Origin of the sequence: Pseudomonas sp. MOIL14HWK12:I1 (genome assembly GCF_000510705.1) — a bacterium.
In the GTDB taxonomy this organism is placed as follows: Bacteria; Pseudomonadota; Gammaproteobacteria; order Pseudomonadales; family Pseudomonadaceae; genus Chryseomonas; species Chryseomonas oryzihabitans.
Genome location: NZ_AZNY01000003.1, coordinates 621,849 through 634,336, shown reverse-complemented (window position 1 = coordinate 634,336; position 12,488 = coordinate 621,849). Strand labels below are relative to the sequence as shown.

At 66.1% G+C, this 12,488-nt stretch carries 11 protein-coding genes; 2 read left to right on the top strand and 9 right to left on the bottom strand.

Annotated features, from left to right (window positions below; translation table 11 throughout):
• Positions 1 to 80: 80 nt before the first annotated feature.
• From PSEK12I1_RS0102890 to PSEK12I1_RS0102875, 4 genes are all read right to left on the bottom strand, one after another.
• Complete coding sequence (locus tag PSEK12I1_RS0102890; RefSeq protein ID WP_027600635.1) at positions 81 to 911, bottom strand: aldo/keto reductase; 831 nt, start codon at positions 909 to 911, stop codon at positions 81 to 83.
• 66 nt (positions 912 to 977) lie between these two features.
• On the bottom strand, positions 978 to 1,340 hold the full coding sequence (locus PSEK12I1_RS0102885) for a hypothetical protein (RefSeq protein ID WP_231501031.1): 363 nt from the start codon (positions 1,338 to 1,340) through the stop codon (positions 978 to 980).
• Between the two features lie 144 nt (positions 1,341 to 1,484).
• The gene (gene fdhA, locus PSEK12I1_RS0102880) at positions 1,485 to 2,684 is read right to left on the bottom strand and encodes a formaldehyde dehydrogenase, glutathione-independent (protein WP_027597391.1); all 1,200 of its coding nucleotides are present in this window, start codon (positions 2,682 to 2,684) and stop codon (positions 1,485 to 1,487) included.
• A 167-nt stretch (positions 2,685 to 2,851) separates the two neighbouring features.
• Positions 2,852 to 4,159 carry an MFS transporter gene (locus PSEK12I1_RS0102875; protein ID WP_169742418.1) on the bottom strand — a complete coding sequence of 436 codons (1,308 nt, stop codon included), beginning with the start codon at positions 4,157 to 4,159 and terminating at the stop codon, positions 2,852 to 2,854.
• Positions 4,160 to 4,646: 487 nt separating this feature from the next.
• On the opposite strand from PSEK12I1_RS0102875, the gene PSEK12I1_RS0102870 reads away from it, so the two are divergent.
• On the top strand, positions 4,647 to 5,048 hold the full coding sequence (locus tag PSEK12I1_RS0102870) for an acyl-CoA thioesterase (protein ID WP_026083995.1): 402 nt from the start codon (positions 4,647 to 4,649) through the stop codon (positions 5,046 to 5,048).
• An 18-nt stretch (positions 5,049 to 5,066) separates the two neighbouring features.
• On the opposite strand, the gene PSEK12I1_RS0102865 is transcribed toward PSEK12I1_RS0102870, so the two are convergent.
• Positions 5,067 to 6,275 (bottom strand): aldose 1-epimerase family protein, encoded by a 1,209-nt coding sequence (locus PSEK12I1_RS0102865; RefSeq protein WP_037006615.1) that lies wholly within the window; start codon positions 6,273 to 6,275, stop codon positions 5,067 to 5,069.
• 231 nt (positions 6,276 to 6,506) lie between these two features.
• Here PSEK12I1_RS0102865 and PSEK12I1_RS0102855 point away from each other — a divergent pair, with 231 nt between their 5' ends.
• A complete protein-coding gene (locus tag PSEK12I1_RS0102855; protein WP_007159917.1) occupies positions 6,507 to 6,953 on the top strand; it encodes a hypothetical protein in 447 nt (148 codons plus the stop codon).
• Positions 6,954 to 6,998: 45 nt separating this feature from the next.
• Here PSEK12I1_RS0102855 and PSEK12I1_RS0102850 read toward each other — a convergent pair whose 3' ends face one another.
• The 4 genes from PSEK12I1_RS0102850 to dgoD all read right to left on the bottom strand — a co-directional run bounded on the left by PSEK12I1_RS0102850 (position 6,999) and on the right by dgoD (position 12,441).
• On the bottom strand, positions 6,999 to 8,399 hold the full coding sequence (locus tag PSEK12I1_RS0102850) for a sugar porter family MFS transporter (protein ID WP_027597387.1): 1,401 nt from the start codon (positions 8,397 to 8,399) through the stop codon (positions 6,999 to 7,001).
• A 109-nt stretch (positions 8,400 to 8,508) separates the two neighbouring features.
• Complete coding sequence (locus PSEK12I1_RS0102845; protein ID WP_027600632.1) at positions 8,509 to 9,561, bottom strand: SMP-30/gluconolactonase/LRE family protein; 1,053 nt, start codon at positions 9,559 to 9,561, stop codon at positions 8,509 to 8,511.
• 91 nt (positions 9,562 to 9,652) lie between these two features.
• The gene (locus tag PSEK12I1_RS0102840) at positions 9,653 to 10,978 is read right to left on the bottom strand and encodes an MFS transporter (RefSeq protein WP_037006612.1); all 1,326 of its coding nucleotides are present in this window, start codon (positions 10,976 to 10,978) and stop codon (positions 9,653 to 9,655) included.
• A 314-nt stretch (positions 10,979 to 11,292) separates the two neighbouring features.
• On the bottom strand, positions 11,293 to 12,441 hold the full coding sequence (dgoD, locus tag PSEK12I1_RS0102835; protein WP_017642356.1) for a galactonate dehydratase: 1,149 nt from the start codon (positions 12,439 to 12,441) through the stop codon (positions 11,293 to 11,295).
• Between the last annotated feature and the right edge of the window lie 47 nt (positions 12,442 to 12,488).

Below are 12,488 nucleotides of genomic sequence, written 5' to 3'. Positions count from 1 at the left end.
AGGGCCGCGCAGCATACAGGCACTGGCGCCTTGCGCGCCAGGCATACAGAGGCGCCGCTCATCGCGGCGCCCCCTGAACGTCAGCCGTTGAAGGTCGCGGGGTCCGGACCCAGACGCTTGTCCTGGTTCAGCCCGGCGATCTGCCGCATGTCCTCGTCGTCCAGGGCGAAGTCGAAGATCTGCATGTTCTCTTCGATGCGCTTGGGCGTCTTGGATTTGGGGAAGATGATGTTGCCGAGCTGGATGTGCCAGCGCAGCACCACCTGGGCCGGCGTCTTGCCGTGCTTGGCCGCCAGTTGCTGCAACACCGGGCTGCCCAGCAGCTCGCCACCCTGGGCCAGCGGACTCCAGGCTTCGGTGGCGATGCCCTTGTAGGTGTTGAAGTCGCGCAGCTCCTGCTGCTGCAGCAGCGGATGGCATTCGATCTGGTTGACCACCGGCACCACCCCGGTCTCGGTCAGCAGGGTCTCGATGTCGGCCTGACGGAAGTTGGACACGCCGATTGACTTCACCCGACCCTGGTTGCGCAATTCGATCAGCGCCTTCCAGCTGTCGAGGAACAGGCCCTTTTCCGGCAGCGGCCAGTGGATCAGGTAGAGGTCGACATGCTCCAGACCCAGCTTGGCCAGGCTGGTGTCGAAGGCGCGCAGGGCGCTGTCGTAGCCCTGGTCGGCGTTCCACAGCTTGGTGGTGACGAACAGCTCGTCACGCGGCAGACCGGCCTGGACGATGGCCTGGCCGACGCCCTCTTCGTTGCCGTAGATGGCGGCGGTGTCGATGTGGCGGTAGCCGAGGTCCAGGGCGGTCTTGACCACCTGGGCGGTCTCTTCGGCCGGGGTCTGCCAGACCCCCAGGCCGAATTGCGGAATGTGGTGACCGTCGTTGAGCTGAAGACGGGTGATCGCGGACATGCGTCGCTCCTCTGAGATTGATGACTGTCAGAGGTGTGACTGGCGGCAGTGGCCTTTTGCTCCCGATCAGTCGAGCCGCACGGCTTCGGGGACGCTGTAGCTCTCGACCCAACCCAGCAGGGTACGGCCGTCCTGCTGCACCTCGATGCGCTTCCAGCGCTGGAAGGAACGGGTCTCGATCACCCGCACCTGGGTGTCGCCGTCCAGCCGCGTCAGGGTGTTGCGCGCGCGCTCACGACTGCGGTCGTAGACGAAGGGCCACTTGAGCACATCGACCGGGCCGCGCAGCATCCAGCCCTGTCCTTCTTCGGCGAAGCGAAAGGACACTCCGCCCTCGGCGCGGGCTGGGTTGCTACCCAGCAGCAACAGGGCCGCCACCAGCAGTGAAGGAAGGATACGGTGAAGGGTCGAACGGACATTCGGGGTCATGTTGGCCTCGTCTGTGGCACCAAAAAAAACAGCGCCCGAAGTGGACGCTGCGGGATAGACCCCCTGGTGCGCCAAACGACTGCACGGCTTGCCCGAGAAATGCCAAATGGCCAGCAGTCTCGGGCAAAATCCTTAGTGCAATAGCTAGGCCGCGCTGAACAGCTTGTGCGGATCGATGACGAATTTCTTCGGGACGCCCGAATCGAATTCGCTGTAGCCGCGGGGGGCCTCGTCCAGGGTGATCACCTGCACGCCGACGATGTCGGCGATCTTGATGCGATCCCACATGATCGCCTGCATCAGCTGGCGGTTGTACTTCATCACCGGGGTCTGGCCGGTGTGGAAGCTGTGGGACTTGGCCCAGCCCAGACCGAAGCGGATGCTCAGGGCACCCTGCTTGGCGGCGGCATCGACCGCACCCGGATCGTCGGTGACATAGAGACCGGGAATGCCGATCTTGCCGGCTACCCGCACGATGCCCATCAGCGAGTTCAGCACCGTGGCCGGGGCCTCGCTCTTGGCGCCTTCGTGACCATGGCCGCGGGCTTCGAAGCCAACGGCGTCGACGGCGCAATCCACTTCCGGCGTGCCCAGCAGCGCGGCGATCTGCTCGTGCAGCGGGGTGTCCTGGGACAGGTCGGCGATCTCGAAGCCCTGGGCCTTGGCATGGGCCAGGCGCACCGGGTTGACGTCGCCGACGATGACCACGGCGGCGCCCAGCAGGCGGGCCGAGGCGGCCGCCGCCAGACCGACCGGGCCGGCGCCGGCGACATAGACGCTGGTGCCCGGACCGACGCCGGCGGTGACGGCGCCGTGGTAGCCGGTGGGCAGGATGTCGGACAGGCAGGTCAGGTCACGGATCTTTTCCATGGCCGCGTCGCGATTCGGCAGCTTGAGCAGGTTGAAGTCGGCATAGGGGACCAGCACGTATTCGGCCTGGCCACCGACCCAGCCGCCCATGTCGACGTAGCCGTAGGCACCGCCGGCGCGCGAGGGATTGACGGTCAGGCAGACGCCGGTGTCCTGCTCCTTGCAGGTGCGGCAGCGACCGCAGGCGACGTTGAAGGGCACCGAGACCAGATCGCCGACCTTGAGGGTCTCGACGTCACGACCCGCTTCGATGACCTCGCCGGTGATCTCGTGGCCGAGCACCAGGCCTTCGGGGGCAGTGGTCCGGCCGCGCACCATGTGCTGGTCGGAACCACAGATGTTGGTGGAGACCACGCGCAGGATGACGCCGTGGTCGATACGCTTGCCCTGCGGGGTTTCCATCTTCGGGTAGGGAATGGTCTGCACCTCGACCTTGCCCGCGCCCAGATAGACGACGCCACGATTACCGGACATGTTGCACCTCGCTGTTATTGTTGGACTGGCTCTAGCGGTTCGAGCCTAGTCCTCGCGAAGCGCGGCGTCTGTGGGGATGGCGTTTTTGGCGATGCCGAGGTCGCCCCTGCGGGTCGGCCTGGCCAACCCGGTCACGCCGCCACGGCGGGCGGCATGACCGGCCGGGATCAGGCGGGTGCCAGGGCGGCGGCGCGGCGCTCGCGGCTGAGCAGGTAGCAGCCGATGCCCACGCCCAGCAGGGCCAGGCCCATGACGTACCAGGCCGGGCCCAGCGGATGCTGCTTGAGCATCAGGGTGACGACCATGGGGGTCAGGCCGCCGAAGATGGCGTAGGCCACGTTGTAGGAGAACGACAGCCCCGAGAAGCGCACCTTGGGCGGGAAGGCCAGCACCATCACCCGCGGCACGCCGCCGATGACGCCGACCGCCGCGCCGGCCAGGGCATAGAGCGGGAACAGCCATTCCGGATGGACCTTGAGACCGGCATAGAGCGCCCAGCTGGCCACTGCCAGGATGAGACCGCCGCCGATGAACACCGGGCCGCTGCCGAAGCGATCGGACAGGGCGCCGGAGACGATGCAGCCCAGGGTCAGGAAGACGATGGCCAGGCTGTTGGCCTTGAGCGCCAGGGCGGCGGAGAAGCCGTACTGGGTCTGCAGCAGGGTCGGGGTCATGAGGATGACCACCACGATGCCGGCGGTGAGCATCCAGGTCAGCAGCATGGACAGGATCACGCTGCTGCGGTGGTCGCGCAGCACGGCCTTGAGCGGCACTTCCTCGGCCAGCGACTTGTGGATCGCCAGCTCGGCGAACACCGGCGTCTCGTGCAGCCAGCGGCGCAGGTAGACCGAGAACAGGCCGAAGACGCCGCCGATCAGGAAGGGAAAGCGCCAGGCGTAGTCGGCCACTTCCACCGGGGTGAAGACGGTGTTGATCAGGGTCGCCATCAGCGAGCCGAGCAGGATGCCGAAGGTGAGACCGGCGGTCAGGGTGCCGCAGGCATAGCCGACGTGCTTGCCGGGGACGTGTTCGGAGACGAACACCCAGGCGCCGGGCACCTCGCCGCCGATGGCCGCGCCCTGGATGATGCGCAGCACCAGCAGCAGGATCGGCGCGGCCACGCCGATCTGCGCATAGGTGGGCATCAGGCCCATGCCCAGGGTCGGCAGGGCCATCATGAAGATGCTCAGGGTGAACATCTTCTTGCGCCCGAGCAGGTCGCCGAAGTGGGCCATGATGATGCCGCCCAGCGGACGTGCCAGATAGCCCGCGGCGAAGATGCCGAAGGTCTGCATCTGTCGCAGCCAGTCGGGCATGTCGGCGGGAAAGAACAGCTTCCCCACCACCGCGGCGAAGAAGACGAAGATGACGAAGTCGTAGAACTCCAGCGCGCCGCCCAGGGCGGACAGCGAGAGGGTCTTGTAGTCGTTGCGGCCCAGAGGGCGCGACGTGAGCGGCGCAGAGGCGGATTGCAGTTTCATCGAGGATCCCGGACAAGAGAGGAGCGCAAAGGAAATTCGGCCTCTGGCATCCCTCCGGGTGTAGCGGACAAGACGCGGCCCCGAGTGACCGTCCGCCTGGAGCGGCTGGCAGGGATCGGGCGGGTCGCCGGATGGGCGCCGGACCTGCACCGCGCCGCCTGCGCTCTTGTGGAGCACGGCGGCAGCAGGTCTACCGATCATTACCTGATCATCGGACGTGCAGGGCCCTCTGGATTGCCTGGCCGTGCACGGTCTCCACGATAGCAAATCTGCAAGGAATTTCCGCTATTCATTCAGTGCCCATTCAGGGCCCATCTGCCGAGCTATGGCTGTTCCATCCTGGTGCAAAAGCGGTCGAGCCGCCCTGCCCCAGGCGTTATACTGTAGCCCCCTAACGATCTCCGCCGAGAGATTGGCAGCATTCTTGCGTGCAGATGCTGAACGTTACCTACCTATCCGGGCTCCCGAGGGCCCTGTCATGATCGAAGAGCTCGAACAAGAAGATCCCATCCCCCAGGGCGACCTGGCCATGCAGATCACTGCGCTGCCCCGCGAGACCAATGGCTTCGGCGACATCTACGGCGGCTGGCTGGTGGCCCAGATGGACCTGGCCGGCAGCGCCATGGCCAGTCGCCTGGCCGCCGGGCGTGTGGCTACCGTGGCCATCGATCGCATGGCCTTCATGACACCGGTGCCCGTGGGCGCACAGCTCTCCTTCTATACCAACACCCTGGAGGTGGGCCGCAGCTCCATCCAGATCCTCATCGAGGTCTGGAGCGACGATCCGCTGTCCAGCGAGTGGAGCAAGGTGACCGAGGCGGTGTTCGTCTTCGTGGCCATCGATGGCAGCGGCCGCACCCGCCCCCTGCCCGCGCGGCGCTAGCACCCGCCGGCCTTGCCGCTAGGGCTCCCGGGCCAGCGGCGCCTCGCGCACCTGGGTCGGCCTTCCGTGGCGGATGCCTTCGACCTGCTCCAGCGCCTGCCGGACCTCGGCGGCGGTGGCCAGCAGCCGATAGTCGAGGGTGAAGTCGCGCGTGCCGCCGGCTTCGATGCGCGGCACCAGCCCCAGGGCCCGCTGCTGGCTGCGGTTGTAGGAAAAGCTGGTGCCCGGCTCCAGGCCGGTGACATAGCCCTGGGCCTTGGCATCGGTGTTCTTCCACAGGGTGAAGACCGGCAATTCCCGCACATTGAAGGCCAGCGCCACGCCCTGGTGGGCACTGCGATCGTGCAGTACCGCGAGGCTGCGCCCCTGATCGTCGCCCCAGGGATAGAGGTTGTAGACCGTCTCGCCATAGCCCGGCGTGGGCGCGCGATAGGTCTGCCAATCCGCCAGCTCCTGGCGCGCCCGCGCATCGAAGGGTGACACCTCCCGCACCGGCGCGGCGAACCGGGCGCCTTCACCGAGCAGCGGCGGCCCGAAATTGCTGTGATAGAGCACCTGGTACTCGGCGGCGTGCGCTCCCTGGTTGGTCAGGCGATCGTGCAGGGTGAAGCCGGTGGCCCCGGCGTGAGTGACCAGTTCGGTGTCGATGCGAAAGTTGGCCTGCTTGAAGGCCTCCTCGTGCAGCACGCCCTTGAGGCTGATGCGGTGCGGCGGCTGCTCGTCGATGGTCAGCACCACCTGGCTGGCCGGCAGGTAGCTGGCCCGACCGTGCAGGGTCAGCAGTTGCCCCCGGTCCATTCCGGGGTGGCCGACCCACTCGAAGCCGGCGCGCGCCACCAGTTCGTTGAAGCCTTCCAGCCAGCCCAGGCCATTGCGGCTCTCCAGGTTGACGAAGGCCGGATTGACCACCTCGCGCACCGGCGAATCCCAGCCCAGTCGCAGGGTGCCGGCCTGGGCGCGCAGGACGTTCATGCCGCGGGTCGCCACCACGGTGAGCTGCAGGGCGCCGGTGTCGATCTCGATCAGCACCGAGCCTTCCTGGCGTCCGCCACTCAGGCGGTGCACCCCGACGGCGAAGGCCAGGCCATCGCGCAGGCCCAGGCGATCGCTGCTGATGCTCCAGTTCTGCACCGGCTTGTCGGGGGCGATGAGGGTGTATTCCCAGGCCGAGGCGCTGGCGCTGACAAGGAACAGGAGACAGCCGGACAGCAGACGAGCATGGATCATGGAGTCCCCTTGGCGGCGCGATCGCCTTGAGTCTAGACCAGCCTGGGCCCGGCTGCAGACCTCGTTCCAGACCCTGAAAAGGCGCGAGACCGACGATTTCCGTATAGGTTTGTTCAGGGAAATCAAAGGAATGGGTAAAGACAACCTTTACCATTCAAACGACCGTTCGGTACTTGCCAGGGCAGCGATTTTTGCCGAGGATCGGCTCGTCTCTACCACGGAGTGGACTCCATGAAACCTTCAGCCCTGTTCTTGTTGCTTGCCCTGGCGGGCGTTGCCCCGGCGTATGCGGGCAATACCGAAGCCGGACTCGGCGGCGCCGTGGGTGGCGTACTGGGTACTCTGGTCGGCCAGCAGGTCGGCGGCAGCACCGGTGCGGCCATCGGTGCCGGCGTCGGCGGTGCAGCAGGTGGTGTACTGGGCGCTGACCGGCGCAATAGAACCGAGGCCGCCATCGGCGGTGGCCTGGGCGCGGCGGGCGGCAACGTGATCGGCAATAGAGTCGGTGGCAGCACCGGCGGTCTGGTCGGCGCGGCCCTGGGGGGCGGTGCCGGCGGTGCCCTGGGCAACAACCTGGGCGACAGCGGACGTGACGATCGCGGCTATCGGGGCTATCGCGACCACCCCGGCAAGGGCTGGAAGCACGCCAAGCACCGACACAAGCACTGGGATCGGTAATGAAAAACGCCCGGCATCGCCGGGCGTTTTCCTGTGCGCTCGAGCCTACTGACCGAGGTCGCGCAGGCGCTTGCCCTGCATCAGGTTGCGTTCGATGCGCTCCAGGGTGACGCCCTTGGTCTCCGGTACCAGCAGGAACACCAGGAAGATGAACACCACGTTCAGACCGGCATAGATCCAGAAGGTGGTGCCCTGCCCCAGGGTGCCCAGCATGGTCAGGAAGGTGGCGCCGACGATCATGTTGGCGATCCAGTTGGTGAAGGTGGAGCAGCCGATACCGAAGTCGCGGCCCTTGAGCGGCTGGACTTCCGAGCACAGGGTCCAGATCAGCGGACCGGCCGACATGGCGAAGCCGACGATGAAGATCAGCAGCATGACCACGGTAAAGGTCTGCTGGCCGTGGCTCAGGTTGCCCATGCCGAGCATGGTGCCGACCACGCCCAGGCCCACGGCCATGACCACGAAGCCGGTATAGAGGATGGGTTTGCGGCCCCACTTGTCGACCAGGAAGATGGCGATGAAGGTGGCCAGCACATTGGTCAGACCGACCGCGGCGGTAAACCACATCTGGGCGGCGGTGTCGTAGCCCATGCCTTCGAAGATGCGCGGCGCGTAGTACATCACCACGTTCATGCCGGTGAATTGCTGTACCACCTGCAAGAGCACGCCCAGGCCCACCGAGCGGCGGAAGTTGGCGTTCTCCTTGAACAGCGACCAGCCCTTCTGCGGCACCTTGAGCTGCTCTTCGATCTCGGCGACTTCCTGCTGGATGACCTTTTCGTCACCGCGCAGCTTGTGCAGGACCTTGATGGCCTCCTGCTTGCGCCCGGCCATGATCAGCCAGCGCGGACTGTCCGGCAGGGCGAAGACGCCGATCAGGAACAGCACCCCGGGGATGGCGATGATGCCGAGCATCCAGCGCCAGGCCTCGTAGTAGCTGAAGGCGGTGTTGGACAGGAAGGCGATCAGGATGCCCGCGGTGATCATCAGCTGGTACAGCGAGATCATCGAGCCGCGGATGTTTTCCGGGGCGACCTCGGCCAGGTACAGCGGCGCGGTGAAGGAGGCGATGCCGATGGCCAGGCCGAGCAGGAAGCGGGCGAAGATCAGCATGGTCGGCGAGGTGGCCAGGCCACAGAGGATCGAGCCGATGACGAACAGGATGGCGCCCAGCATCAGGGACTTCTTGCGACCCAGCTTGGCCGACAGCGAACCGGCGCCCAGCGCACCCAGGGCGGCGCCGGCCATCATGCTGGAGACGATCCACTCGATCACCTGATCGGAGATCTGGAATTCCTGCTGGATGAATTTGGTGGCGCCGGAAATGACGCCGATGTCGAGGCCGAACATGAGGCCGGCCAGGGCGGCCATCAGGCAGGCGAAGATCGCCTTGGGCTGCGCCTTTTCGGTGACGTGACCGTCGGCGTGGGTAGTGGTGTTGCTCATGACTGAGGCTCCTCGCTCGCCTTGTGGGCGATCTTGTTGTCGCGGGTCGTTCCGTATCCGTTTGTTACAGACCTGTCCAACGACCCTTGGTTCGGCTGATGAGAAGCCCCTACCAGAGCCGCGCGGGCTGGGCGTTCACATAGGTGGCATAGAGCGAACCACCGCCGGTGATGAACAGGCGATTGCCCTTGAGGCCGCCGAATTCGACGTTGGAGACGGTTTCCGGCAGGTGCAGGGTGGCCAGTGGCTGGCCGCCTGGCGTGAAGACCCGCACGCTGTTTTGCTCGGCCGAGCCGGCCCAGCTGCACCAGAGGTTACCGTCGCTGTCGACGCGGAAGCCGTCGATCACGCCCTGCTCCTTGGCGTCGATCAGCACCTCGCCACCGCCGAGGGTGCCGTCGTCCTTCACGGTGAACGCCCTGAGGTGATTGGGCTTGCCGGGATTGCCGCCGCCGGCGGTGTCGCTGATGTAGAGGCGCTTGCCGTCGGGCGCGAAGGCCAGGCCATTGGGGCGGCCGAAGTCACCCACCGCCACTGTGGCCTTGCCCTGGGGATCGATGCGATAGACGTTGGTGGGCAGCTCGAATTCGGCCTTGTGGCCCTCGTAGGCGCCGAGGATGCCGTAGCCCGGATCGGTGAACCAGATGGCGCCGTCAGCGCCGACCACCACGTCGTTGGGCGCGTTCAGCGGCTTGCCGTCGAAGCGGTCGAGCAGCACCGTGACGCTGCCATTCAACTCGCGGCGGGTCACGCGGCGGCTGTCGTGCTCGCAGCTGATAAGTCGACCCTCGCGATCACGGGTGTGGCCGTTGGCGTTGTGGGACTGGTCGTCATAGACGCTGACATGGCCGTCGTCGGCGCTCCAGCGCATCACCCGGGCATTGGGGATGTCGCTGAACAGCAGGCAGCGCCAGTCGGCCATCCACACCGGGCCTTCGGTCCAGAGTCCGCCGGACCACAGCCGTTCGACGAAGGCGTTGCCCAGGCGGCCCTTGAAGGCCGGGTCGTGGATCTCCCAGGCCGGATCGGGCATGACGATGGGCGGCTTGCCCTCCCAGTTGCGGGTGAGACCGAACTTGTCGTCGGCCAGGGCGCGACTGGCGACCAGACCGGCCGAGGCGGCCAGGGACACGCCAAGAAAGGTGCGACGGGCGAGTGGCATGGGGAGACTCCTTTGTTGTCGTTATGGGTCCGGCACGGCCGGTGGCAGAGCGCCTCCGCAACCAGAGCGGAAGGCGCAACTTTAGTCGCCCTTATTCGGGCAGACGTTCCACCTTGCCCACCACCAGGCCGTAGCAGAGGGCGCCGATCAGTGCGGTCACGCCGATGAAGGCGATGGCCGGAGCGAAGCTGCCGTCCTTGACCAGGAAGCCGATGACGATGGGCACGCAGATGGCCGAGAGGTTGCCGATGAAGTTGAACATCCCGCCGGTGAGGCCGATCAGCCGCTCCGGCGCCATGGCCGAGACCATCGACCAGGTGATGGAGGCCAGGCCGTTGCCAAAGAAGGCCAGTGCCAGGCAGGCGATGATCAGCGCGGGCGAGTCGACGAAGTTGGCGCCGACGATGCTGGTGGAGATCAGGAGGCCGCCGATGATCGGCAGCTTGCGCGCCAGGCCCACGGAGGCGCCGCGACGGATCAGCCAGTCCGACAGCAGCCCCGAGCAGATCACGCCGAGAAAGGCGGCCAGGAACGGCAGCGAGGCGAGGAAGCCGGCCTTGATGAAGTCCATGCCGCGGTATTTCACCAGGTAGGTGGGGAACCAGGTCAGGAAGAACCAGAGGGTGGAATTGAGGCAGAACTGGCCGATGTAGATGCCCCAGAGCTTGCGCTTGTTGAGCACGCTCCAGAGGTCACGCCACTGGAAGGCGGCGCGGCTGCGGTTCTTCTGTTCCAGGTCGACCAGGCCACCGCCCTCCTGGATCAGCGCGACCTCGGCGGCATTGGCACCGCGGAAGTCCTTGGGTTCGCGATAGACCAGGTACCAGATGGCCGCCCAGAGGATGCCGACGCCACCAGTGACGACAAAGACCATATGCCAGCCGAAGGTCTGCTGCAGGTAGATCAGCACCGGGGTGAGAAAGGCCAGGCCGACGAACTGACCGGAGGTGTAGAAGCCGATGGCGGTGGCCCGCTCGCGCTCGGGAAACCAGGTGGTGACCACCCGGTTGTTGATCGGATAGGCCGGTGCTTCCAGGGCCCCCACGGCAAGGCGCAGGATGATCAGGCCGATGAAGCTGCCGACGAAGCCCAGGCCGATGGTGGCCAGCGACCAGAGCGCGATGGCCACCGGATAGAGGATGCGCGGGGCGACCTTGTCCACCAGCCAGCCACCGGGGATCTGCATGGCGGCGTAGGTCCAGCCGAAGGCCGAGAGGATCAGGCCCATGTGCACCGGCTCGATGCCCAGGTCCTGGGCCAGGTGCGGCGCGGCGATGGAGAGGTTGCTGCGGTCGAGGTAGTTGATCACCACGGTGACGAACAGCAGCATCATGATGAAGAAGCGGGCCCGACTGGGCTTGGCCAGGGTCGGCGCGGCCGCGGCCGCCGCCGGGGAGGCGTGGGTGGGAGTGGGCATGGCTCGGGTCCTGTAATTGACGTTGTGGCGAGCGTTGTCGATGTCTGGGGTCAGGCTGCTGGGGCGGCCCTCACCCTAGCCCTCTCCCGGAGGGAGAGGGGATGGTCGGTGCGGAGGTCGAGCCCCGCGCTCCTGTTCTTGCTCCCTCTCTCCTTGGGAGAGGGTTGGGGTGAGGGGTCAGCGGCGGTGGTCCGGCTTTCCCTCACCCTGGCCCTCTCCCAGAGGGAGAGGGGACGGTCCGAACGAGAGCGAAACTCCGCGCTCCTGCTCTTGCCCCCTCTCCCTTGGGGAGAGGGTTGGGGTGAGGGCGTCTCTCACCACTCGGCGAAACTGCCGTCCTTGTGCCGCCAGATCGGATTGCGCCAGCGATGGCCAATGGCGGCTTGTTCCTTGACGAATTCCTCGTTGACCTCGACGCCCAGCCCCGGCCCCTGGGGAATCTTCACGTGGCCATCGGCGTAGTCGAACACCTCGGGATTCTTGATGTAGTCGAGCAGGTCGTTGCCCTGGTTGTAGTGGATGCCCAGGCTCTGCTCCTGGATGAAGGCGTTGTAGCAGTTGGCGTCCAGCTGCAGGTTGACCGCCAGGGCGATGGGACCGAGCGGGCAATGCAGGGCAATGGCGACGTCGTAGGCCTCGGCCATGTTGGCGATCTTGCGCGTCTCGGTGATGCCGCCGGCATGGGAGGGATCGGGCTGCAGGATGTCGACGTAGCCTTCCTGGAGGATGCGCTTGAAGTCCCAGCGCGAGTACAGCCGCTCGCCCAGGGCGATGGGCGTGTTGCTCATCAGGGCGATCTCCTTGAGCGCCTCGTGGTGCTCGCTGAGCACCGGCTCCTCGATGAACATCAGGCGGAACTGCTCCAGTTCCTTCACCAGCACCTTGGCCATGGGCTTGTGCACCCGGCCATGGAAGTCCACGCCGATGCCGAAGTGCGGTCCGCAGGCGTCGCGGATGGCGGCGACGTTGGCGATCACCTGGTCGACCTTGTCGTAGGTGTCGACGAACTGCATCTCTTCGCTGGCGTTCATCTTGATGGCGGTGAAGCCCTTGGCCTGGCGCTCCAGGGCCTGGGCCGCGGTCTCCGCCGGGCGGTCGCCGCCGATCCAGGAATAGACGCGGATGCTGTCGCGCACCTGGCCGCCGAGCAGTTCGTGCACCGGCACGCCCAGGGCCTTGCCCTTGATGTCCCACAGCGCCTGGTCGATGCCGGCCAGGGCGCTCATGTGGATGCCGCCGCCGCGATAGAAGCCGCCGCGGTAGAGCACCGTCCAGTGGTCTTCGATGTTGCGCGGGTCCTTGCCGATCAGGTAGTCGGCCAGTTCCTCGACCGCCGCCGCCACGCTGTGGGCGCGGCCTTCCAGCACGGGTTCGCCCCAGCCGTGGATGCCTTCGTCGGTCTCGATCTTGAGAAAGCACCAGCGCGGCGGGACGACATAGGTGGTGAGTTTGGTGATCTTCATGGTCAGGAATTCTCGATTTGAATTGTTGGATCGAGGAGATTGGATAA